The following is a 23,236-nucleotide window of genomic DNA, read 5'->3' on the forward strand; positions in this document are numbered from 1 at the left end:
GCCATGCCTCGCGCCGCTCCTCTCCTTCCTGCCCTCGCGCTGATCGCGCTGCTCGTGCTGCCCGCTCCCGTCCTTGGCGACGACGATGCGGACCACGAACGTGCCCGCGCGGCCGTGCTGCGCGGCGAAGCGCTGCCGCTCGACGAGCTCCTCGCGCGCCTGCCGCTGCGCGAGGGTGAGCGCCTGATCGAAGTCGAGTTCGACCGCGAGGATGGCCGCTGGGTCTATGAACTGGAATTCATCGACACCGACGGCCGCGTGCGCGAGCTCGAGGTCGACGCGCTGAGCGCTGCGATCCTCGAGGACGACTGATGCGCCTGCTGCTTGTCGAAGATGATGCGCCGCTGCGCGAGGCCGTTCGCGACGCCCTCGCCGCCGAGGGCTGGGTGGTGGATGCCTGCGCCGATGGCGACGAGGCGCTGTGGCTTGGCACCGAGGAGCCCTTCGACGCGGCCGTCCTCGACCTCGGCCTGCCAAGGCGCGACGGCATCTCGGTGCTGCAGGCTTGGCGAGAGGCTGGACGCAACTTCCCCGTGCTCGTGCTCACTGCACGCAACCGCTGGAACGACAAACTCGCCGGCTTCGGCGCCGGCGCCGACGACTACCTGACGAAGCCGTTCGAGATCGACGAGGTGGTGCTGCGCCTGAAGGCGCTGATCCGCCGCGCCAGCGGCCACGCGTCGTCCGTGATCAGGGTCGGCCCACTGGAACTCGACACCCTGGCCAACCGGTTCCGCGTGGACGGGCGCGGCCTCGTGCTCACCGCCGGCGAGTACCGCCTGCTCGCCTTCCTCGCCCACCATGCCGGCCGCACCGTGCCGCGCAACGAACTCGCCGAGCACCTGTACGATCGCGACTTCGACCTCGACTCGAACGTGATCGACGTGCAGATCGGTCGGATCCGCAAGAAGATCGCACCGCACAAGCTGCTGCACACCGAGCGCGGGCTCGGCTTCCGGCTTGCCGAGGCATGAGCGCCAGCCTGCAGCGTCGGCTTTGGCTGGCGTCCGCGGTGCCGCTGCTGGCCATCGTGGTGGTCGGCCTGCTGCTGCTGCAATGGGCCTTCAGGGACACGGTCGAGCGCGCCTTCGACGCCCGCTTGGGCCGCACGCTGGACGCACTGGTCGGCGGCCTCGAAGCCATGCCCGACGGCCGCGTCGTCGTGCGCCGCCCCACCGGCCAGGCGGCCTTCGACAGCGTCGGCTCGGGCTGGCACTGGCAGGTCGTCGACGAGGCCGGCGTCCGCTTGCGCTCGCGCTCGCTGTGGGATCGCGAACTCCCGATGACGCAGCCTCGGACGGATGGGCGCACAAGCCATGTCGACCTCATGCTCGGCGACGAAGCGCCACTGCGCGCCGTGGTTCGTCGCATCGAACTGCCCGGGCGATCCTCGCCGATCACCGTGCTGCTGACAGGCCCGCGGGCCGAAATCGACGCAGAAGTGGGCGATTTCGTGCGTTTGTCATGGCTTGCCGCCATCGGCCTCGCCCTGCTCGCCTTGGCCACCATCGGCCTGCAGCTCCGTCTGGGCCTCGCTCCCCTGCGCCGATTCAGCGAACAGGTCGCCGAACTGGCCGCCGGTCGACGCGAAGCGCTGGATCGCTTGCCGGTGAGCGAACTCGACGCGGTGGTGGCTGAACTCAACCCGGTCATCGAACAGAACCGGCGCTTGGCCGAGAGCGGCCGCAAACGCGCCGGCGACCTCGCACACGCTCTCAAGACGCCGCTGGCCCTACTGCGCACCCTTGTCCCTGCGGGGGACACCGCCCAAAGCGAGGCACTGGCGCGCATCGACGGCATCGTCGATCGCCACCTCGCCCGCGCCTCGGCCGACGCGCGGCGGCGCAAGGCGCACTGCGACGCGGGTGCGGAGCTGGATCGGCTGGTCGCACTTCTCGAGCGCCTGCATCCCTCGAAAACGATCCACGCGCCGCCGGCGACCGATGTCTTCGAGGTGGCCTGCGAGGCAAGCGACCTGCAGGAGATGCTCGGCAACCTGCTGGACAACGCGCTTCGCGCCGCGCGGCGCGAGGTTCGCGTCACGCGGCGCATGGAGGCCGGTGCGGTGCGATTGATCCTCGACGACGATGGTGCGGGCCTCGACGACGCCGCGCTCGCCCGCTTGGGCGAACGGGGCCTGCGGTTCGACGAGAGCACACCCGGCACCGGCCTGGGCGTGTCGATCAGCAGGGATATCGCAGAAAGCTACGGTGGCGAACTGGACTTCCACCGCAGTGCTCTCGGTGGTTTGCAGGCCAACCTGCGGCTGCCGGTGTGGCGTGGTGGCTGAGGCCTCAGCTGGCCGGCCCGAGAAGGGCGTAGAAGAAGCCATCGCCACCGTCCTCGCCCGGGAAGCGCTGCGTGCCGTGACCGGTGTCGTGGCCGAAGCGCGCATCGAGCGGTAGAAGCTGCGCATCGGCATGCCGCGCGAGGAAAGCCTCGACCTGCCGGTCGTTCTCTTCGCGCAGCACCGAACAGGTGGCATAGAGCAGTCGACCGCCCGGTGCCAGCAGCGGCCAAAGCGCATCGAGCAGGCGCGCCTGCGTCGCGGCCAGCACGGCGACGTCGTCCTCGCGGCGATGCGCCTTGATGTCGGGCTGCCGCCGCAGGATGCCGGTCGCGGAGCACGGCGCGTCGAGCAGGATCGCATCGAACATTCGGCCGTCGTGCCACGACTCGACGTTGGCCGCATCGGCGGCGCGGGCCTCGAAGCGCGCGTTGGATGGGCCCACGGCCTGCACCAGCGAGCGCACACGCTCCAGACGCTTCGCATCGACGTCGAGCGCCAGCACCTCGCCCCCGTCGCCGACGGCCGATAGCAGCCCCAGCGTCTTGCCACCGGGCGCCGCGCAGGCATCCAGAACGCGTTGGCCCTGCAACGGGCCAAGGGCCTCGACGGCCAGTTGCGCGGCAAGGTCCTGCACATGGAAGGCGCCGTCATCGAATCCCGGCAGTTGCGTCGGGTTCGCGCGTTCGAAGACACGCAGGCTGTCGCGGGCCGGGCCGGGCTCGCTGGCGATCCCGGCCTCGGACCAACGTGCGGCCAGCGCCTCCCGGCCGACGTTTGGCGCATTAGCGCGCAACCACAGGGGGGCCTCGGTGTTGTTCGCTTCCAGCAAAGCATCGACGCGCTCCGGCCAATCGGCCTCGAAGCGCCGCACCATCCAATCGGGGTGACTCATCCAAACTGCGCGCGAATCCGGGACCGACCACGTCTCGCGCGTGGCTTTGCGCAGCACGGCGTTGAACAGGCCCGCCAGGCCTTCGCGGCCGAGCTGCTTGACCGCGTCGACCGTCGCGCCGACGGCCGCATGGGGCGCCATGCCGAGCGCATCGAGTTGCGCGAGCCCGACCAGCAGCAGGCGCGCCACGGCACGATCCTTCGCCGTGCCCACCGGCAACGGCCGTGTGAGCCAGCGCGAAAGCACGAAGGTGTAGCGCCGCTCGTGGCGAAGGGCCGCGAAGACGATGGCCTCGAGCAGTCCACGGTCGCGCGGGTCGGCGATCTTCGGCAGGGCCGCCGAAAGCACCGCCTTCAGCGAGCGGCCGTCGTCCAGCACGGCGACGAGCACACGCGCCGCCTCGGCGCGCAGCGCGGCGCCGGGGCCCAGGGTGCTCATGCGGTCTTCAACTGCGGCCGCGCGTTGAGGAAATCCGCCACCGGCTGCGGCTTGCCGCCTTCGCGCTGCACGTGGGTGAGGCGCAGCGCGCCTTCGCCGCAGGCGACGGTGAGGCCTTCGCGGGTGCCCGCCATGAGCGTGCCGGGCGCATGCCGCCCGGCGCCCAGCGCCCGTGCGGCGGCGTCGGAGAGCGGCACCGCGCCATGCACGCGCAGGCGCTCGCCGGCGAGTTCGCATTCGGCGATCGGCCACGGGTGGAAGGCCCGGACCTTGCGCGCCAGCGCATCGGCCGACAGCGACCAGTCGAGCTTCGCCTCGGCCTTGTCGAGCTTGTGGGCGTAGGTGGCCCCCTCGGCAGGCTGCGGCGTGGCCACCGGCACCATGCCGGCGCGCAGCAGCTTCAGGCCATCACCGAGCACTTCCGCACCGAGCGCCGAAAGGCGGTCATGCAGCGTGCCGCCGGTGTCGGTGTCGGTGATCGGCGTGGTGAGCCGGAGCATCAGTGGCCCGGTGTCGAGGCCCTTTTCCATCCGCATCAAGTCGACGCCGGTTTCGGCATCCCCCGCCTCGATCGCGCGCTGGATCGGCGCGGCGCCGCGCCAGCGCGGCAGCAACGAGGCATGCACGTTCCAGCAGCCGTGGGTCGGGATGTCGAGCACCGCCTGCGGCAGGATCAGCCCGTAGGCCACCACCACCAAAAGATCGGGCTTCAATTCGCGCAACTGCGCTTGGGCGTCGGCATCACGCAGCGTGGCCGGCTGGTAGACGTCGATGCCCAGCTGCTTCGCCCGCTGCTTCACCGGCGACTCGGCCAACGCGCGGCCGCGGCCGGCGGGGCGATCAGGCTGGGTGTACACCGCGACGACTTCGCCGCGGGCGGCGGCGGCGTCGAGGCAGGGCACGCTGAACTCCGGCGTGCCCGCGAACACGATCCGCAGGGCCATCAGCCCTCGGCCTTGGCCAGCTTGGCGAGCTTCTTCATCGCCATCTCGCGCTTGAGCGGCGTCAGGTAGTCGACGAACACCTTGCCGTCGAGGTGGTCCATCTCATGCTGCACGCAGACGGCCTCGAGGCCGCTGCAGGTGAACTCGTAGGGCTGGCCATCGCGGTCCAGCGCACGCACGGTCACCGTCTCGGCGCGCTTCACCTCGGCGAACACGGTCGGCACCGACAGGCAGCCTTCCTTGCAGTTCTGCACGCCGCTGGAGGCGACGATCTCCGGGTTGATCAGCACCTTCTTGTTCGACTTGTCGTCCGAGACGTCCATGACGATCAGGCGGATGTGCTGGTCGATCTGGGTGGCGGCGAGGCCGATGCCCGGCTCGTCGTACATGGTCTGGAACATGTCGTCGATGAGCGCCCGCAGGGCGTCGTCGACGTGCTCGACCGGCTTGGCGACGGTGCGGAGGCGGGGATCGGGGAAGCGGAGGATCGGCAGCAGGGCCATGGCGAGGGGTTCGGCAAGGGGCGCGGGCCGGGCCCGCTGGCCGCACAGTTTAGCGGCCGCACCCCAACCGGCGCTGGCCGATTGCAATGCCGCGGATGATCTGGTCTATAGTGACAAGTGTTAACCTTGCGGAAAATCAGGGGGATAGCGGCCATGTTTAAACGGCTTTGTGCAGTCACCGCAGCCGCGCTGCTGACGGTGGCGTCCTACGCCGCTGCCATCGAGATGCGCGAAGGGCATCCGACCACGTATACGGTGCAACGCGGCGACACGCTGTGGGACATCGCCGGCCGCTTCCTGTCGAAGCCTTGGCTGTGGCCGGAAATCTGGCAGGCGAATCCGCAGATCGAGAACCCGCACCGGATCTACCCGGGCGACGTCATCAGCCTCGCCTACCTCGACGGCCGTGCCGTCGTGCAGACGACGCAGGCCGGGCCGCGCTCGGAGCCGGCCATCACCACCGTCCCGCTGACCGAAATCGAGGCCTTCCTGCGCCAGGCATCGGTCGTGGCCGAGTTCGAGGACCTGCCGCACGTCGTCAGCATCGAAGAGGGCCACCTGCGCGGCGGGGACGGTCAGATCGCCTACGTGCGCGGCCTCGAGGGCGCCTCGGTGGGCGACACGATCATGCTGGTGCGCCCGACGCACCACTTCCGCCTGCCGGCCTCGCGTCGAATCACCAACACGATCCCGACCGAGCTGGATTTCCGCGGAGACGAGACCTATCGCGACGTGCGCAGCGCGTGGGGTCGCGACCTGGCCCGCGGCGAGAGCCTCGGCTACGAACTGACCCGCCAGAGCCTCGCGCGCATCACCCAGGTCCAGGGCGAGGTGGCGCTGGCACTGCTGGTCGACGGCACCGGTGACGTCCGCCCGGGCGACCGCGCTGTGCCGGCCGAAGCCCAGCCCTACGACGACGGCTTCCTGCCGCAGGCGCCGACCTCCATCCCGGACCATGCCGCGGTGATTGGCATCGCCGACGCCGGCCTGTCGGGCGGCCCGAAGTCGGTGATCGCGCTCTCCGTCGGCATTGCCGACGGCGTCAAGAACGGCACCGTGTTCTCGACCTGGCGCCCCGGACAGGCCGTGCCGGACGACGTGATGAACGCGAACCGCATCTCCGCCTCGGTGGACAAGGTGCAACTGCCCGACGAGTTCAACGGCCGCGTGATGGTGTTCCGCACCTTCGACCGCGTGAGCTACGCCATGGTGATGGAGGGAATTCGTCACACCCAGGTTGGCGACAAGCTGAAGGCGCCCGACGCGGCGCAGTAAGACCCGGCATCGCAGGGTTTTCCGACTGAAGGCGCCTCCGGGCGCCTTCATCGTTCCGGGCATGGACACCGTCGATGCCTTCCTTCGCCTCCACTACGCCGCCGGCAATGCCGGTTGGCTGCGCGAGGCGCTGCGCCCCAGCGAACCCCGCGCGCCCGAAGGGGCGGACGACGCCGGGCGGACCCCGGGACGCCTGCTGGCCGCCCCCGTGGCCGACTGGCTGGCGGCGGGTGCGCCGATCGGGGCCCGCGAAGCCGCCTTCGGCCCGGAGGCCGATGCCTACGTGCTCGGTGTGCGGGCCTGGCTCGAGGCCGACCCGGCGCACACGATGCTGGGCTGGTTCGACGCGGACTACCCGAGCCTGTTGCGCGAGATGGCTAACCCGCCGACCGCGCTGTTCGTGCACGGTGCGGCCGAGCGCCTGTGGTGGCCGCAGGTCGCCGTGGTGGGCAGCCGCGCGCCGACACCCGCTGGCCGGGAGCGCGCGGCCCGCTGGGCGCGCGCCTTCGCCGACGCCGGTTATGTCGTCACCAGCGGGCTGGCCGCCGGCGTGGATGCCGCGGCGCATGCCTCGACGATGGACGAACCCGGAACGATTGCCGTCATCGCCACCGGCCCGGACCGCTGCTTCCCCGCCGCGCACCGCCGGTTGCAATCCGACGTGGCCCGGCAAGGCGCCGTCGTCACCGAGCACCCGCCGGGGGCCGAGGCGCGGCCCGAGCATTTCCCCAGCCGCAACCGGATCATCGCCGGGCTGTCGCTCGCCACCGTGGTGGTCGAAGCCGCGCAGCGCTCCGGGGCGCTGATCACCGCCCGGCTCGCGGCGGAGACCGGCCGCGAGGTGTTCGCCTTGCCCGGCGCGCCCGAAAACCTCAAGGCGCGTGGTTGCCACCGGCTGATCCGCGACGGTGCCACCCTCGCCGACGATCCGGCCCAGGTGATCGAGGCGCTGGCCACTGGCACCGGGGCAGCCATCGGCCGCCTGCGCTCGGCACTGCGCGGGCCACGCCCTTCACCATCGGCGACAACAGCGTCCCTGCCCTTCGCCAGCGTCGACGACGAACGGGTGTGGCAGGCGCTCGGCCCGGACGGCGCGGGCTTCGATGAACTGCTCCAACGCGCGGGATTGACGACGGCCACCCTCGCCCCCATCCTGCTGGCCATGGAGTTGGATGGTCGTCTCACGCAGCAGCACGGGGTGTACATCCCCCGCGGCTCCGCCCCTCACACACGCGCTGGTTTGCAGCGCAGGCGCTAGGGTGTGATGAAAGAATCGATCCTCGACGTACTGCTCTATCTCTTCGAACACTATTTCAGCGACGACGCCGACCTCGTCCGAGACCGCGACTCGCTCCAGAACGGCCTGCTCGAAGCCGGGTTCAGCCCGGCCGAGATCCACAAGGCCTTCGAATGGCTGGATGCGCTGGCCGAACAGCGTCCCGCCGTCGCCAGCGCCCGCTTCGACGGGCCGGTGCGCCTGTACACCGCCCCCGAGTACGCAAAACTCGATGTCGAAGGCGTCGGTTTCCTGATGTTCCTCGAGCAGTCGGGCGTGCTGAATGCCGAGCAGCGCGAGCTGGCGGTGGACCGCGCGATGGCGCTCGACCAGGACGACATCGACCTCGACGACCTGAAGTGGGTCGTGCTGATGGTGCTCTTCAACCAGCCGGGCGCCGAGGCCGCCTACGCCTGGATGGAGAACCTGATGTTCGGCGACGAACCCGCGCCGACACACTGACGGGCGGCGCCATTGCCCGCGCCGGCGGTGCGGGCTCGGCTTCCATTGACCTGCCGTTCACGGGCATCCTTCCCCGGACGCCGCCGCGTGCGGCCATCCCCCTCAAATCTTGGAGTCCGGGCATGGAAACGGCCCCGTGGTACTACGTGAACGCCGATCGGCAGCGCCAGGGGCCGGTCCCCGCGGCGACGATCCGCGAACTGGCCGCCGCCGGTGCGGTGAACGCGCGGACCCTCGTCTGGCGCCAGGGCATGCCGCAGTGGCAGGCGCTCGAAGCAATGGCCGGGGAGCTCGGCATCACGCTCCCCGCCGCTGCGCCAGCACCGGCAACGCCCTCCCCGCCGCCCGCGCCGCCCGCCGCGCCCCGCATGGACAGCCCGGCCCCGGCACCGACCGCGGACACCGAGGCGACCCGCCTGCTGCGCTCCGAACCGCGCCTCGCCGATGTCGGCGCCGCCTCGCCGCTGTCGGAACCGAAGCGAGTCGCGCCCGCCAGCGCCTATCCCGATGCGGCCGTGCAGCACGCCTACGCCGCGCAGGTCGGTGCGGATCCGCAGGCGCGGGCCGGCTTCGCCGCTGACGGCCACGTGCTCTATGCCAGCTTCTTGAAGCGGGTTGCGGCCAGCATCATCGACAGCTTCATCGTCGGCATCATCACCGTGGTCGTGCAGATGCCGATCGCGCTCGTCGCCGGCATCAGCCTCGGCGCACTCGGCGATAGCACGGGCGCGGGGTCCGCGTTGCTGCAGTTGGCGAGCCAACTCATCGGCGTCGCCATCGGCATCGCCTACTTCGGCTACTTCTACACCTCGGACCAGCAGGCCTCGCCCGGCAAGCAGCTCGTGGGGATCAAGATCGCGCGCCCGGATGGCGAGCGCATCAGCTTCGCCCGCAGCGTCGGCCGCTATTTCGCCAACTGGCTGAACATCTTCACCCTCGGCCTGTCATACCTGTTGCCGCTGTTCACCGAGAAGCGTCAGGCGCTGCACGACCTCATCTGCGACACGGTGGTGGTTGATCGGTGGGCCTTCACCGATTCCCCCGAACGCCAGACCGAAGAACTCGGCGGCTGCGCCATCGTCGTGCTGGTGCTCTGGGGTCTCCTGATCCTCGGCATCGTCGGTGCGACGCTGTTCTTCCTGGCCGCCCTCGGCTCGGGAGGATGGAACTGATGTCCTCGCCCACCTGGTACTGCGTCAACGCAGCGCGTGAGCGCCTGGGCCCGATGGCGGCCGACGAGATCCGCCGTCGCTTCGAGGCCGGAGAACTGCAGCGCCGCAGCCTGGTCTGGCAGAACGGCATGCCGCAGTGGCAGCCGCTCGAGTCGGTGGCTGGAGAACTCGGCATCGTGCTCGCCACCGAGGTGCAAACCCCGACGCCGACGCCCGCGATGCCGGAACCGCCGGCGGCGCCCGCTGCAAGCGTGGTCACCGCCGAAACGCCGCGCGCTCCGGCCGCCGATGCCGCCATGGCGCAGGCCTACGCGGCCAGCTCGCGCGATGCCTCGGCCATCGGAACCATCGATGACGAGGACATCGTCGACGCCGGGTTCTTGCGTCGATTCGCCGCGTTCATCGTCGACAGCTTCGTTCTCGGCATCGCGATGTACGCGATCATCTTCCTGATGTTGATCGTGCTGGGCTTCGGCATCGGTGGCATCGCCACGATGTTCCAGTCGAGCGCGAGCGGCGGCCTCCCCGAAGGCCCGCTGCTGTGGGTCTTCGTAATCGGGTTCTACGTGCTGCCGATCCTGATGCAGGGCGCGTACCACATCGTGTTCACGGGCTCGGCCTGGCAGGCCACTCCGGGCAAGCGCGTGCTGGGCATCAAGGTGGTCGACCAGGACGGCCACCGCATCACGCTGGCGCGCTCCACCGGGCGCTGGTTCGCCGCGGCACTGTCCTACCTGACGTTCTACATCGGCTTCCTGATGGCGGCCTTCACCGACCGCAAGCTCGCCCTGCATGACATGGTGGCCAGCACCCGCGTGGTCGACCAATGGGCCTACACGGCGAACCCGGAGCGGCAGCAGCGCGGCCTTGGCGGCTGCGGAATCGCCATCCTGGTCGGCGGTCTGTTGCTGGGCCTGGTGGTCTTCGTGGGCATTCTCGCGGCGATCTCGCTGCCGGCCTACCAGGACTACACGCAGCGGGCGAAGATCGCCCAAGTCGTGTCCGAGGGGCGCAACATGACGCTCGCCGTCGACGAGTTCGTGCTGGCGACCGACCGCTGCCCGGCCACCCTCGAGGAAGCCGGGCTCGTCGAGCCTTCCAGCCCTCTCGTACAGGCCACCGAGCTCGGCGAGATCGACGCGGGCCAATGCAGCGTCCGCTTCACCCTGGGCGGCGCCCAGGCGGGCCCTTTCGATGGCGAATACCTGTGGTTCTCCCACGACGGCGAGGGCGGCTGGGACTGCGGCGGCAGCATGGAGGACCGGCTCCTGCCGGCCGGCTGCCGAGGCTGAAACTTGACACCGCCGCCGCCACGGTGGCCCTAATGAAAAAAGGAAAGCCCGCCGCATGGCGGGCTTTCGCCCCTTCGCGCGGCCTTCCGCGCGCGGCCCTCACGGTAAACCGGACATGGCCAAGAACCTCCTCATCGTCGAATCGCCCGCCAAGGCGAAAACCATCAACAAGTACCTGGGCAAGGACTTCCAGGTGCTGGCCAGCTACGGCCACGTCCGCGACCTCGTGCCCAAGGAGGGCGCGGTCGATCCCGAGCGCGGCTTCGCCATGCGCTACGAACTGATCGACAAGAACGAGAAGCACGTCGACGCGATCACCAAGGCCGCCAAGGACGCCACGGCCATCTACCTCGCGACCGACCCGGACCGCGAAGGGGAGGCCATCAGCTGGCACATCGCGGAGATCCTGAAGGAGCGCAAGCTGCTGAAGGACAAGATCCTGCACCGCGTGGTGTTCACCGAAATCACGCCGAAAGCGATCAAGGAAGCGGTGGAGCACCCGCGCAAGGTCAGCGACGAGCTGGTGAACGCCCAGCAGGCGCGCCGTGCCCTCGACTACCTCGTCGGCTTCAACCTCTCGCCCCTGCTCTGGCGCAAAGTGCAGCGCGGCCTGTCCGCCGGCCGGGTGCAGTCGCCCGCGCTGCGGATGATCGTCGAGCGCGAGGAAGAGATCGAAGCCTTCAAGGCGCGCGAGTACTGGTCGATCGCCGCCGACGCCACGCATCCCAAGCAGCCCTTCATCGCCAAGCTCACCAAGCTCGACGGCGGCAAGGTCGAGCAGTTCACGATCACCGACGGCAAGACAGCGGAAGCCGCACGCGCGCGGATCGCCAAGGACGCGCAAGGGCTGCTGGTCGTCACCGACGTCGAGAGCAAGCAGCGCAAGCGCCGCCCGGCGCCGCCCTTCATCACCTCGACGCTGCAGCAGGAGGCCGCACGCAAGCTCGGCTTCTCCACCAGCCGCACCATGCGCGTGGCGCAGAAGCTCTACGAGGGCGTGGCCCTCGGCGACGAGGGCACGGTCGGCCTGATCACCTACATGCGTACCGACGGCGTGAGCCTGTCGGTGGACGCCGTGGCCGAGATCCGCGACGTGATCGCCCGCGACTTCGGCACCCAGGCCCTGCCCGACAAGCCGGTGCTCTACCAGTCGAAGTCGAAGAACGCGCAGGAAGCCCACGAGGCCGTGCGCCCGACCTCGGCGCTGCGCACGCCGGCCTCGGTGGCACGCTTCCTCGCCGACGACGAGCGCCGCCTGTACGAGCTGGTGTGGAAGCGCACGCTGGCCTCGCAGATGGTGCCGGCCACGCTGAACACCGTCTCGGTCGATCTCGCCGCCGGCAGCCAGCACGGCTTCCGCGTGAGCGGCACGACCGTCGTCGACCCGGGCTTCCTCGCCGTCTACGAGGAGGGCAAGGACGCCAAGGGCGAGGAGGACGACGAGGAGGGTCGCAAGCTGCCCGACATGAAGCCGGGCGACCGCATCCCGCTGGCCGACGTCACCACCACCCAGCACTTCACCGAGCCGCCGCCGCGTTTCTCGGAAGCCTCGCTGGTGAAGGCGCTCGAGGAGCACGGCATCGGCCGCCCCTCGACCTACGCCAGCATCATCCAGACCCTGCTGAACCGCGAATACGTCTACCTCGACGCGCGCCGCTTCCGGCCGACCGACGTGGGCCGCGCGGTGGCCAAATTCCTCTCGGCGCACTTCACGCAGTACGTCGACTACGACTTCACCGCCAAGCTCGAGGACGAGCTCGACGAGGTCTCGCGCGGTGAGGCCGAGTGGGTGCCGTTGCTGGAGAAGTTCTGGAAGCCATTCTCGAAGACGGTGGAAGAGAAGGGCGAGAGCGTCGAGCGCAGTGAAGCCTCGGGTTCGCGCGTGCTCGGCGTCGACCCCACGAGCGGCAAGCCGGTCTCGGTGCGCCTCGGGCGCTACGGGCCGTTCGCGCAGATCGGCAGCGCCGAGGACGAAGACAAGCCGAAGTTCGCCTCGCTGCGCGGCGGGCAGAGCATGCACACGATCACGCTTGATGAGGCGATCAAGCTCTTCGACCTGCCGCGCACGCTGGGCGTGTCGAACGGCGAGACGGTGACGGTGGCCGTCGGCCGCTTCGGCCCCTTCGCCAAGCGCGGCGCCACCTACGCCTCGCTGGGCAAGGAAGACGACCCGTACACGATCAGCTTCGAGCGCGCGGTGGAACTCATCGACGCCAAGGAGCTGGCTGTCGCCAACCGCATCATCAAGAAGTGGGACGACGCCGGCATCGAAGTGCTCAACGGCCGCTACGGCCCGTACATCACCGACGGCAGCAAGAACGGCAAGATCCCGAAGGATCGCGAGCCCGCGTCGCTGACGCTCGAGGAGTGCAAGGCCATCATCGAGGCCGCGCCGGAGGCCAAGGGTCGCTTCGCCAAGAAGGCGGCCGCGAAGAAGGCCGCGGCAAAGAAGGCCGCGGCGAAAAAAGCGCCCGCGAAGAAGGCCACCAAAGCCGCCGCGCCCGAAGGGGACGCCGTGAAGGTGGCTCCGGCGGCGAAGAAGGCGACGGCGAAGAAAGCCGCCGTGAAGAAGACCCCGGCGAAGAAGGCGGCGACCAAAGCGGCGGCCAAGAAGGCGCCCGTAAAGAAGACGGCCGCGAAGAAGGCGGCGGCGAAGGCCTGAGCCCAAGGGCCCGTTCAGACGGATCCACGGCGGCTGAACGTGGCGACCGGCGGCGTGCAGCGCACGCCGCCCCGGGGGTAGCATCAGGCTCCCCCTCGGCCACCGGACGGCCGTTCATCAGGAGTTTTCCGATGTCGCTTCGTCCCCAGATCCTCGCCGCAGCCGTCCTTGCCAGCCTCGCTGTCCTGGCTGCGCCGGCCACTTCCGCCCAGAGCGTCCGCGGCGAGCCGCTGAAGCTGGAAAACGCCAAGCGCGACATCGCGCATACCTTCAAGGCCGCCACCCTGGCGCCTCAGGCCACGTTGCGCTTCCAGTCGCTCGACGCCGAGCGCGTGGCCGCCATGCAGCGGTACAACGTCGCCAACGGCGCCAAGCGCCTGCAGATCGGCATTGAGCGGGACGTCGCTGACGAGGCCTCGACCCTGCTGCCCACAGCCCTGGAATGGACGCCGGTGAGCGGCGGCCGGGTGCTGCGCTTCGACGTGACTTCGCCGGAAGCCGCAGCGCTGCGCGTCGGCCTCGATCTGCGCGGCCTGCCGGACGGCGCCGAGCTGCGGGTCGCCAGCGCGTCGGGCGGGATCGTCGAGTTCGTCGACGTCGCCGCCTTGCGTGCGGGCGTTGACGGCGCGGGCCTTTACTGGTCGCCGGTGACCGACGGCGACACCCAGCGACTTGAGCTGTTTGTGCCAGCGGGCGCTACGACATTCGCGCCGGAGGCCCGCCGCGTGTCGCACCTCGTCACCTCGCCACTGCGACCGCTCAACCTCGCCAAGGCGCTGGGTGGTTCGGGCGCCTGCAACATCGACGTCGTCTGTCGCACCGGCAGCCTCGGCCAACCGTTCATCAACGCGAAGAACGCCGTCGCTCGCATGGCGTTCCAGGATGGCGGAACGTTCACCTGCACGGGCACCTTGGTCAACGACAGCGTGCCCGCCACGCAGGTGCCCTACTTCTACTCCGCGGCTCACTGCATATCGACGCAAGCCGTAGCCAGCACACTCACCACGTTCTGGAACTACGAGACACCCACCTGCGGCGTTTCCAACGCGGGCCCGAACACGCAGCTCACGGGCGGCGCGGACCTGCTGTTCGCAACGCTGTCGACGGATGCGCTGCTGCTGCGCCTGCGCCTTGCGCCGCCGGCGGGCGCCTTCTTCGCCGGCTGGAACGCCGCGACGCTGACGGCGCCGACCGCCACCATCGCCATCCACCATCCGGCCGGTGACAACAAGAAGTACAGCCGCGGCACGCACAATGGCTTCACCTCCAACGTCAACATCGAGGGACAGATCGTCACCAGCACGGCCCGTTCGAGCTGGGCTGAAGGCACGACGGAAGGCGGCAGCTCCGGCTCTGGCCTGTTCACGCTCAGCGGCTCGGACTACCAGCTGCGCGGCGGCCTCGCCGGCGGCGGCGCGTCCTGCGCAAACACCGGGCAATCCGAAGCCGCGAGCAACGTCGACTACTACTCACGCTTCGACCAGGTCTACCCGTCGCTGCAGCGATGGCTGGGCGCAACGACGAACAGCGGGCCAAGTCGGGACTACACCGGCGCCTGGTTCGTGCCGGCGGAGTCCGGTTGGGGCCTGACGGTCTTCAACTTCACCGGCCAGATGTTCGCGCTGTTCTTCATCTACGACAGCCAAGGCCGGCCGACGTGGTACCGCTTCCAGGCCCCGTGGACCGACACCGACGTCGTCTTTGCGAACCTCGACCGGGCCACGGGCCCCAATTGGGGGCCGACGTTCAACCCGAACTCCGTGACCTACACGCGGGTGGGCTCCGGCACGATCACCTTCACGTCCGCGACCTCCGCCACCCTGACCTTCAACGACGGCACCGTGACCCGCACGGTGACGCTGTCGAAGCTCTGACGTGGGCCCGGCGCGTCGGCGCGGGCATCGCGGCGGCGCGCAACTCCGCGCCGTCATGGCGGCCGCGCTGGCGCTGCCCGCCTTCGGCCTGAACGCCTCGCCGGGGACGACGCCCCCGGCGACGGCTTCCGTATCGACGGCCGGCGTGATTTACCGCTGCACGGCCGCGGACGGTGCCGTCGCGCTTCAGGACGAACCCTGCCCGCGCGGCCAGACGCAGGAGTTGCGCGAGATCGCACCGTTCGCGCCGCCACCGAGCGCGGTGGCGACCGTGCCGAGTGCATCAGAAACCGGCGACCTCTCAGCGAACACGGACGTGCCCCAGCCGGGAATCACACCGGGCGAAGCCCCGCCGCCGCCGCGGAGCGTGCTGCCACCGCCGCTCTGGCGCTGCACCGACCTGAACGGCCACTCGCGCCTCTCTGACACCTACGACCCTCAGCCGCGCTGCGTGCCGCTCTCCGTGCTCGGTGTCGACCTGTCGCGCGCGCCACCCTCGGCGGCGACGATGTGCCGGACCGTCGAGGATGCCTGCGTGGAACTGGGCGGCGAAGCCGCCTGCGCGGCGTGGGAAGAGCGACTGGCGGACGCGGAGTCAGCCCTGCGCCGCGCTTTCAGCGACACGCAGGACCAACGCCGTCGCGAGCGCGATCGCGCCAAGGCCGTCGTCGAGAACGACTGCCGCGACTAGCGGCGCGCTTCAGAACCCGTAGTTGAGGAACCCGCCATCCACCGCGAGGCATTGCGCGGTGATGTAGCCCGACGCCGGCAGGCACAGGAAGGCGATGGCCGCGGCCACTTCCTCCGGCTCGCCAATGCGCGACATCGGCGTGCGGTCGAGCACCTCCTCGAGGTAGTCGGCATCGGCCAGCACCGTGGAGGTGCGCCGCGTGCGGATGTACCAGGGCAGCACCGCGTTGACGCGCACGCCCTCGGGCGCCCACTCCACCGCGAGGTTGCGGGTGAGCTGGTGCATCGCCGCCTTGCTCATGCCGTAGGGCGAGCCGGTGCGCACGTGCGTGGCGCCGGACACCGAGCCGACGTTCACGATGGCCGAGTTCGCGTGTTCGCGCAGCAGCGGATAGGCACTGCGGCAGAGTTCGAATGTGGCGAACAGGTTGGTCTCGAAGATGGCGCGCCATTCGGCCTCGTCGTAGTCCATCGTCGCGCGGCGCTGGTTGGTGCCGACGTTGTTGACGAGGATCGAGAGCCCGAGGCCCAGGCCGTCGATCCAGTCGAACAGGCGCTCGCGCCCCGCCGCCTCGGCGACATCGCAGGCCAGTAAGTGCACTTCGCCCTCGGGGTGGTCCTCGCGCCACTCGGCGGCGGCGGCCTCGAGGGTGTCGATGTCGCGCGCGCAGGCCAGCACGGTGGCGCCCAAGCCCAGCAGTTCGGCGACGGTGGCGCGGCCGATGCCGGCACTCGCGCCGGTGACGAGGGCGACCTGGCCGTCGAGGCGCCAGCGGAGGGCATTCGGCATCGCGGACTCCATCAGGAACAGGTCGGCTTAGGATAGCGGCTGGCCCAACGGAGATCCGCGATGACCACGACGACGTCTGCCGATGCAAACCGCGACCGCGCCCATCGCCTCGTCGCGACGCCACTCCGCCATGCCGCGATGATCACGCTTGCGGGGCTGTTGCTCGCCGCCTGCAGCCCCGAGCCCACGCCCGCGGAACCCACGCCGGTGCCGGAGGAGGAGCCCACGCCGCAGGTCGTGGCCGGCGACGCCACCGAACTGCGTGATGCGATCCAGGCGCCGCAGGACAAGGCGCGTGCGGTCGAGGACACGCTGATGCAGGCGGCCGACGCGCAGCGCGAGGCTATCGACGCCGCGGAAGGCGGCGAGGCCGTGCCGCCCGAGGGCGGTTGATCGTCGCGACCATATACGGCTCGCGACGGCGCAATGAAAAACCCCGGCCTCAGGCCGGGGTTTTTCGTTCCACCCAGCCCCGCTGCCGGGGCCGTGTTGGCGTTACAGATCGCAGAAGCAGTGCGCGACGGCCCGGAAGGGCTTGCCCTGCGAATCCAACACGAAGGCGAGGTCGTCGGCCACGCGGCCGGCATGCTCGTCGCCGAGGAAGGCCAGCGCCGGCGCGACGCGGCCCAGCAAGGCATTGGCCTGGGCACTGCGGTTGACGTCGGCGAGGAACTGCTCGAACGGCGTCATCGGCGCGGTGAGGTAGGTGTGCGGCGCATCGGCCTCGAGCTTCGCGAGCTCAGCCGCCTTCGCCAGCGCATCGCGCAAGCCGCCGAGTTCGTCGACGAGGCCGCGCTCCTTCGCCTGCGCACCGCTCCACACGCGGCCGCGGGCCACGGCGTCGATCGCCGCGACGTCGGTCTCGCGCGCCGTGGCGACCTTGCCGATGAACTGCTGGTAGCCGTGGTCGATGAAGGTCTGGATCAACTCGCCCACTTCCGGCACGAGGGCGCGGGTGGGATCGAAAGCGCCGGCCAACGGCGTGGTGCCGACGCCGTCGGTGCGCACGCCGATCTTCTCCAGCGCGCGCGGGCCGTTCATGAACAGGCCGAAGATGCCGATCGAACCGGTGATGGTCGACGGATCGGCGTAGATCGTGTCGGCGTTCATCGAGATCCAGTAGCCGCCCGAGGCCGCGACGTTGCCCATCGAGACGACGACCGGCTTGCCCGCGCCCTTCAGCAGCTCCACTTCGCGGCGGATCTGCTCGGAGGGATAGACGCCACCACCGGGCGAATCGACGCGCAGCACGACGGCCTTGATGGCGTCGTCCTCGCGCGCCTGCCGCAGCAGGGCCGAGGTGCTGACGCCGCCGACGGCGCCGACCGGCTGCTCGCCGTCGACGATGCCGCCCTGCGCGACGACCACGCCAATGCCCGGCGCCGACTCGGTCGGCAGCGTGGGCGCGCCGAGGTGTGACAGGAAGCGGTCGAGGTCGACCTGGCGGTAGCCCGTCTCCTCGTCTTCCGCGCCGCGCTCGGCGAGCAGGGTTTCGAGCTCTTCGGCGGTCTTGGTGCCGTCGATCATCTTAGTCTCGACCGCGAGCGCGGCGAAGTCACCGCCGGCAGCCTTCAGGCGCGCGGGGAACTCGGCCACCAGCGCCTCGAACGAGGCGCCTTCGAACTTGCGCGCCGCCGACACGTCGGCGAGGTAGCGCTGCCAGAGGTCGCCCATCCAGAACAGGTCGGCTTCCTTCGCTTCCGGCGAGCCGCCGTCGAGGATGTAGGGCTCGGCGGCGCTCTTGTATTCGCCGACACGGAACAGGTGCACGTCGACGCCCAGCTTGTCGGCCAGCAGCTCGCGGTAGTACGGGCGGTAGCGGCCCAGGCCCTCGATGAGGATCAGGCCTTCCGAATCCATGTAGATCTCGTCGGCCTGCGCCGCGAGGTAGTAGCCGACCTGGTCGAAGCCGGTGCCCCAGGCGACGACCTGCTTGCCGCTGGCCTTGAAGTCGGCGATGGCGTCACCGAGCTCACGCAGGGCCGCGAAGCCGCTGGCCGAGAAGCCGTCGGTCTTCAGCACGAGGCGGTCGATCTTCGGATCGTCCTTGGCGCCGTCGATGGCGCGCAGCAGGTCGCGCAGCTGGAACTCCGGGATGGCTTCGCCGCCGGTGATCTGCTCCTCGAACTTCTGCGCCGGCGAGCGCGCTTCTTCGACGAGGCGGCCACCGAGCTCGAGCACGAGGGCGCTCTTGTCCTGCATCGGCTTCACCGACGGGCCCGAAAGGATCGCGACCAGCAGGAACAGGAGCACCGTGAGGAACAGCAGGTTGAAAACGAGGCGGCGGGTGAAATTCAGCGCGTCCCACAGACCGCCGAACAGGCGACGCAGGGGACCGGGACGATCGACAGTGGCCATGGGGGACTCCGTAAACGACGCCCCGACCTTAGCCGCTCAATCGGCGCCGGTCACGCCCCGAAGGTCACGTGAGGAATGCGCGAGGAAGCGCCAGGTCAGCAGCACCGCGGCCACGCTCAGGCCCACGATCAGGCCGGCCCAGTAGCCCGGCGGGCCCCAGCCGAGGCCGAGGACGATGCGGGTGCCGCCATCGGCGCCGATGCCGCCGAGCCCAATCGCCACCGGCAGGCCGAGGCCCCAGTAGCTGAGCACGCAGATCCACGCCGGCACGCGGGTGTCCTTCAGGCCGCGCAGTGCGCCGGCCGAGATGGCCTGCAGGCCGTCGGTGTACTGGAAGACCGCCGCGAACAGCATCAGCGTGGCAGCCATCGCGATGACCGCCGGGTCGTCGGTGATCAGCGAGGCGATCCACGCCCCGCCCAGCGCCAACACGATCGCCGAGGCCGTCTGGGTGGCGAAGCCGATGATCCAGCCCGCCTTGGCCGCCCAGCGCACGCCCTCGGCATCACCCGCGCCGGCCGCCTGACCCACGCGCACCGTGGTGCCCATGGCCACGCCCAGCGGCACCATGAAGGCCGCGGAGGCCGCGAGGATCGCGACCTGGTGGGCGGCGATCGGCACGGTGCCCAGGGTGGCGATCAGAAGGGCCGTGGCGACGAACAGGCTGCCCTCCATGAAGATCGCCAGCCCCATCGGCAGGCCGAGTTTCAGCAACTGGCCGATGGCCGCCGCATCGGGGGCGTCGAAGCGGGCGAAGAGGCCGAGGTCCGCACAGCGCCGCGAGCGTGCGAGCGTGGCCGTCATGACTGCGACCTGCAGCCAGAGCACCAGCGCCGTGGCGAGGCCGAGCCCGCCCGCGCCGAGCTCCGGCAGCGGACCCACGCCGTCCATCAGGGCCCATCCGAGGGGCAACAGCAGCACGAGGCCACCGGCGCCGATCACCATGGTCGGCACCGTCCAGGCCACGCCTTCGGCGAGGTAGCGCAGGCTGAAGTAAAGGGCCAACGCCGGCGCGCCCCAGCTGATGCCATGGAGGAAGCCGGTGACGCCGGGCATCACCTCGGGCGCGATGAAGTTCGACAACGCGACCGGCGCGAGCCGGATCAGCGCGAACAGGCCGAGGCCGAGGGCCAGCGCCAGCCACAGCGCCTGCCGGAACAGGGCGCCGATCTCACCGCGGCGACCGGCGCCGTCGAGCTGCGCCACCGACGGCGGCACGGCCATCAGCACGCCGATGCACAACAGGATCACTACCGACCACGCCGGCGCGCCCACGCCGATGGCCGCCAAGGTCTGCGTGCCATGGCGGCCGGCCAGCACGGTGTCGATGACGTTCATGCCCATCGAGGACAGCTGCCCGATCACCAAAGGGGCGGACAGCAGGGCGGTGGCCCGCAGCTCGCGCTTCAGGCGCGCGCGGCGGGCGTCGTCATGACGCATGGCAGGGGAACCATCGGAACTGCGGGGGCCTACTATATCGGCGATGACGACGCCCACCGACGCCCATTGCCGCAACTGCGGTTCGCCCCTGTACGGCGAGCACTGCTACGCCTGCGGCCAGCCGACGAAGGGCCTGGTCCGGCACTTCAGCTCCATCCTCGGCGATGTCGCCGACACGATCTTCAACATCGACGGCCGCCTGCTGCGCACGCTGCCGGCGCTACTGCTGAAGCCGGGCTTCCTCACCCGCGAGTACATCGAAGGGCACCGCGTGCGCTACGTCTCGCCGGTGCGGCTGTTCGTGTTCCTGTGCATCGGCACCTTCTTCGCGGCGAAGCTCGCCACGCCGTCCTTCGAGATCGGGCGCGACGATGCGGTGCGGGTCGCCGGCACCGATGCCGTGGTCATCAACCCCGATGGCAACGAGGGCTTCGAGGAGATCGACACGGTCGAAGGCGTGGAGGCCCGGCTGGAGGAAGTGCGCACCGAGATGGCGACGCGCCGCGAGGAATCGAAGAACGTGCCCGGCGTCGTGGCGGTCCTCGAGTCCGCCGAGAAGCAAATCGAGGCCGACGCCCGGCAGCGGATCGAGGAATTGCGCGCGACGCCCGCAATGGCCGGCGATCCTGGCGTTGATTCGTCCTCGCCCGGGCTTTCGGTCGACGAGAACTCCGACACGCCCAACATCAACTTCAACGGCAAGCCTTGGCACGCAGAAACGAACCCGCTGGTGGTGGACTCGTTGCCGGAGAGCGCCAACGATTGGCTGAACGTGCAGATCGGGCACATCCCGCAGAACTGGAAGCGGGTCCGCGAAGATCCCGACCTGCTGCGCAACGCGTTCTATTCGGCGCTGCCGACGGCGCTCTTCGTGCTGGTGCCGGTGTTCGCACTGCTGCTGAAGGTCCTCTACGTCTACCAGCGCCGGCTGTACATGGAGCATCTCGTCAGCGCGCTGCATGGCCACGCCTTCGTCTGCGCGATGCTGCTGGTGCTGATGGCGATGACGTCGTTCGAATCGCTGCTCGGGTCGCCGGCGTGGCTGGCGGCACCGATGGGCTGGCTGGAGTGGCTGGCCTTGGCGTGGATCCCCGCCTACCTGTGGCTGCACCTGAAGCGGGTGCACGGCCAGCGCTGGTTCGCGACCAGCCTGAACTTCGCGATCCTCGGCTTCGCCGAAATCCTGCTGCTTTCGGTGGTGGCGGTGTTCGCGCTGCTGGCGGCACTGGTCTGGCTGTAGCGTCGCCCAGACGCCGCGCCTGACGCGGCCGGCGGACCTCAGGGCCCCGCCGCCTCGGCCAGCAGGCCGGGGCGGGCGTCCGCCGGAGCCGCCAGGACCTTGCCGCGAAGCGCGGCTCGCTGCGCCGTCCCCATCGTGGCCACGCGCGCCGCCAGCGCGGCGCGGGTCGGCTCGCCCAGGGCCTCGAGCGCGGCGATCAGGGCCGCCTGCTCGCTGGCCGGCACGAAGGCCAGCAGGGGTCGCAGTCCCGGCAACTGGGTGCCCAGCCGGGGGCCGACGGCCCAATCGCGTTGGGATTGCGCATCCAAGACGGCGAAGGCCGCCTGCTGCGCTTGCTGCGCCTCGACCGGCAGGGCCGCCAGCGCAGCGGCCGTGGCCGTCAGCGCTTCGCGCTCTCCGGCATCCAGCGCCTTCCACTCGGCGTGGGCGGCGCGCAATGCGGAGCGCTCCAGCGCCGGCCGCTGCACCCAGGCGGCATAGGCCGTGCGCAGGGCCTCGCGGCGTGCGGTCTCGTAGCCGGCCCACGCCTCGGCATTGGCCAGCAGGTCCGCCTGCGCGGCCGCGTCCAGCGCCGGCCACGCCGCCTGGACCGGAGCCAGCAGGGCCTGTCGGTCCGCCGGCAGGCTGCCCCAGGGCCGGGCCGCGGCCGGGGAGGGGTCGGCCGGCGTCGGCAGGGCCACGCCACGCTGCACGGTCGCCCAGCTCAGGAAAGCGACGCCCTCGCGCCAGGGCGCAGCCGGGTCCGCGTCGAGCAGGGCGAAATCGGGATCCACGACCAGCTCCGCCGCCATGTCGCGGGGCGACGATCCGGGCGAAGCATCGAGGGTCGTCGGGGCGGCATCGGCCGAGCCGGCGGCCGTGGCCGGCACGATCGGTGCCGGGGGCCAGATGAAGGTCGCGGCCAAAACGGCCAGCAGGACCAGCGCCACCGCCCCGAGCCCCCATTGCAGGGGCGTCGGGCGCCAGCGCGGCCCGCGAGGCCGCCCCATCGGCGCAGAATGGCGCGCCGGCGTTCGCGGCGGCGCATCGGCGGACGCGGCTTCGCCCCGCGCCTCGCGCTGGAAGGCCTCGTGCCAGCGCATCAACACGGCCGGCCCCACGCCCTGTTCGGCCAGTTTGTCTTCCGCATCGGCCCAGAGCGCGCGGTAGGCGGTTTCCGACAAGCCCATGACGCGAGCGGCACCGGCCGGCTCCAGGCCGACCACCAGACGCAGCAGCAGCGCGAGCCGACGCGTGTGGGTCAGGCTGTAGAGCGGATGCGCCGGGGTCTGGCCGGAAGGGCGGCCGAGCTCGTCGCGAGCCAGCAGCAGGCCCCAGTAGCGCAACGGCCATTCGGCCAATGGGAGGCGCGCCGCGCGGGCGCTGAATTCCTCCCGCACTTCTGACAGCAGACGCTCGTCGTCGAGGGCCGGACCGGCCTGGGCGCGGGAGAGCACGCGGGCGCGCGGCTCGATGCCGCGGAGGAAGGCCGGAAGGGCGGAAGAAGGGGTCGAGCTCACCCCGCGAGTCTAGGCAGGGGCGTCGACAAGGTCACGTTTCGCTTGCTCCTGCAGGCTTGTGCCGTAGTCCGCACTTTTTTTCGCCAACCGGTTGACAGGGGGCCGAACAGCGGCTCCGCCGCGATTTTGTTGGGGTTCC

At 70.3% G+C, this 23,236-nt stretch carries 20 protein-coding genes; 13 read left to right on the forward strand and 7 right to left on the reverse strand.

The window, feature by feature from the left end:
- Positions 1–3: 3 nt before the first annotated feature.
- Genes O9280_RS02000 through O9280_RS02010 form a run of 3 tightly spaced genes read left to right on the forward strand, consistent with a single transcriptional unit; the run spans position 4 to position 2,290 of the window.
- Positions 4–312 carry a PepSY domain-containing protein gene (locus O9280_RS02000; protein WP_298338116.1) on the forward strand — a complete coding sequence of 103 codons (309 nt, stop codon included), beginning with the start codon at positions 4–6 and terminating at the stop codon, positions 310–312.
- Complete coding sequence (locus O9280_RS02005) at positions 312–974, forward strand: response regulator transcription factor (protein ID WP_298338117.1); 663 nt, start codon at positions 312–314, stop codon at positions 972–974. The genes O9280_RS02000 and O9280_RS02005 overlap by 1 nt, the downstream gene beginning before the upstream one ends.
- A complete protein-coding gene (locus O9280_RS02010; RefSeq protein WP_298338119.1) occupies positions 971–2,290 on the forward strand; it encodes a sensor histidine kinase in 1,320 nt (439 codons plus the stop codon). Before O9280_RS02005 ends, O9280_RS02010 begins: the two co-directional genes overlap by 4 nt.
- A gap of 4 nt (positions 2,291–2,294) precedes the next feature.
- On the opposite strand, the gene rsmB is transcribed toward O9280_RS02010, so the two are convergent.
- The 3 genes from rsmB to def are packed head-to-tail and all read right to left on the reverse strand — an operon-like array spanning position 2,295 to position 5,067.
- Positions 2,295–3,620: a 16S rRNA (cytosine(967)-C(5))-methyltransferase RsmB gene (gene rsmB, locus O9280_RS02015; protein WP_298338120.1), complete on the reverse strand. Its 1,326-nt coding sequence runs from the start codon at positions 3,618–3,620 to the stop codon at positions 2,295–2,297.
- A complete protein-coding gene (gene fmt, locus O9280_RS02020; RefSeq protein ID WP_298338365.1) occupies positions 3,617–4,558 on the reverse strand; it encodes a methionyl-tRNA formyltransferase in 942 nt (313 codons plus the stop codon). The genes rsmB and fmt overlap by 4 nt, the downstream gene beginning before the upstream one ends.
- A gap of 5 nt (positions 4,559–4,563) precedes the next feature.
- Positions 4,564–5,067, reverse strand: coding sequence for a peptide deformylase (gene def / locus O9280_RS02025; RefSeq protein ID WP_298338122.1), 504 nt, complete (start codon positions 5,065–5,067; stop codon positions 4,564–4,566).
- 153 nt (positions 5,068–5,220) lie between these two features.
- Here def and O9280_RS02030 point away from each other — a divergent pair, with 153 nt between their 5' ends.
- The 8 genes from O9280_RS02030 (at position 5,221) to O9280_RS02065 (ending at position 15,771) form a co-directional block, all read left to right on the forward strand.
- On the forward strand, positions 5,221–6,342 hold the full coding sequence (locus O9280_RS02030; RefSeq protein ID WP_298338124.1) for a LysM peptidoglycan-binding domain-containing protein: 1,122 nt from the start codon (positions 5,221–5,223) through the stop codon (positions 6,340–6,342).
- Between the two features lie 61 nt (positions 6,343–6,403).
- The gene (gene dprA, locus O9280_RS02035) at positions 6,404–7,600 is read left to right on the forward strand and encodes a DNA-processing protein DprA (RefSeq protein ID WP_298338127.1); all 1,197 of its coding nucleotides are present in this window, start codon (positions 6,404–6,406) and stop codon (positions 7,598–7,600) included.
- A 6-nt stretch (positions 7,601–7,606) separates the two neighbouring features.
- Entirely contained in the window at positions 7,607–8,080 is a 474-nt protein-coding gene (locus tag O9280_RS02040) for a DUF494 family protein (protein WP_298338128.1), read from the forward strand.
- 122 nt (positions 8,081–8,202) lie between these two features.
- On the forward strand, positions 8,203–9,252 hold the full coding sequence (locus O9280_RS02045; protein ID WP_298338131.1) for an RDD family protein: 1,050 nt from the start codon (positions 8,203–8,205) through the stop codon (positions 9,250–9,252).
- Entirely contained in the window at positions 9,252–10,544 is a 1,293-nt protein-coding gene (locus O9280_RS02050; RefSeq protein ID WP_298338133.1) for an RDD family protein, read from the forward strand. Before O9280_RS02045 ends, O9280_RS02050 begins: the two co-directional genes overlap by 1 nt.
- 115 nt (positions 10,545–10,659) lie before the next feature.
- Positions 10,660–13,206: a DNA topoisomerase I gene (locus O9280_RS02055; protein ID WP_298338135.1), complete on the forward strand. Its 2,547-nt coding sequence runs from the start codon at positions 10,660–10,662 to the stop codon at positions 13,204–13,206.
- Positions 13,207–13,337: 131 nt separating this feature from the next.
- On the forward strand, positions 13,338–15,080 hold the full coding sequence (locus O9280_RS02060; RefSeq protein ID WP_298338137.1) for a hypothetical protein: 1,743 nt from the start codon (positions 13,338–13,340) through the stop codon (positions 15,078–15,080).
- 1 nt (position 15,081) lies between these two features.
- Positions 15,082–15,771, forward strand: coding sequence for a DUF4124 domain-containing protein (locus O9280_RS02065; RefSeq protein ID WP_298338139.1), 690 nt, complete (start codon positions 15,082–15,084; stop codon positions 15,769–15,771).
- Between the two features lie 9 nt (positions 15,772–15,780).
- Here the strand turns inward: O9280_RS02065 and O9280_RS02070 are convergent, their stop codons facing one another.
- Positions 15,781–16,560 carry an SDR family oxidoreductase gene (locus O9280_RS02070; RefSeq protein ID WP_298338141.1) on the reverse strand — a complete coding sequence of 260 codons (780 nt, stop codon included), beginning with the start codon at positions 16,558–16,560 and terminating at the stop codon, positions 15,781–15,783.
- 138 nt (positions 16,561–16,698) lie between these two features.
- On the opposite strand from O9280_RS02070, the gene O9280_RS02075 reads away from it, so the two are divergent.
- Complete coding sequence (locus O9280_RS02075; RefSeq protein ID WP_298338367.1) at positions 16,699–16,953, forward strand: hypothetical protein; 255 nt, start codon at positions 16,699–16,701, stop codon at positions 16,951–16,953.
- Positions 16,954–17,055: 102 nt separating this feature from the next.
- Here the strand turns inward: O9280_RS02075 and sppA are convergent, their stop codons facing one another.
- The gene (gene sppA / locus O9280_RS02080) at positions 17,056–18,918 is read right to left on the reverse strand and encodes a signal peptide peptidase SppA (protein WP_298338143.1); all 1,863 of its coding nucleotides are present in this window, start codon (positions 18,916–18,918) and stop codon (positions 17,056–17,058) included.
- Between the two features lie 36 nt (positions 18,919–18,954).
- On the reverse strand, positions 18,955–20,358 hold the full coding sequence (locus O9280_RS02085; RefSeq protein ID WP_298338146.1) for an MATE family efflux transporter: 1,404 nt from the start codon (positions 20,356–20,358) through the stop codon (positions 18,955–18,957).
- A gap of 43 nt (positions 20,359–20,401) precedes the next feature.
- Here O9280_RS02085 and O9280_RS02090 point away from each other — a divergent pair, with 43 nt between their 5' ends.
- Complete coding sequence (locus tag O9280_RS02090) at positions 20,402–21,598, forward strand: DUF3667 domain-containing protein (RefSeq protein WP_298338148.1); 1,197 nt, start codon at positions 20,402–20,404, stop codon at positions 21,596–21,598.
- Between the two features lie 38 nt (positions 21,599–21,636).
- Here O9280_RS02090 and O9280_RS02095 read toward each other — a convergent pair whose 3' ends face one another.
- Positions 21,637–23,097: a DUF3106 domain-containing protein gene (locus O9280_RS02095; protein ID WP_298338150.1), complete on the reverse strand. Its 1,461-nt coding sequence runs from the start codon at positions 23,095–23,097 to the stop codon at positions 21,637–21,639.
- Positions 23,098–23,236: the final 139 nt, after the last annotated feature.

This window comes from Silanimonas sp., assembly GCF_027531545.1.
Classification (GTDB): Bacteria; Pseudomonadota; Gammaproteobacteria; order Xanthomonadales; family Xanthomonadaceae; genus Silanimonas.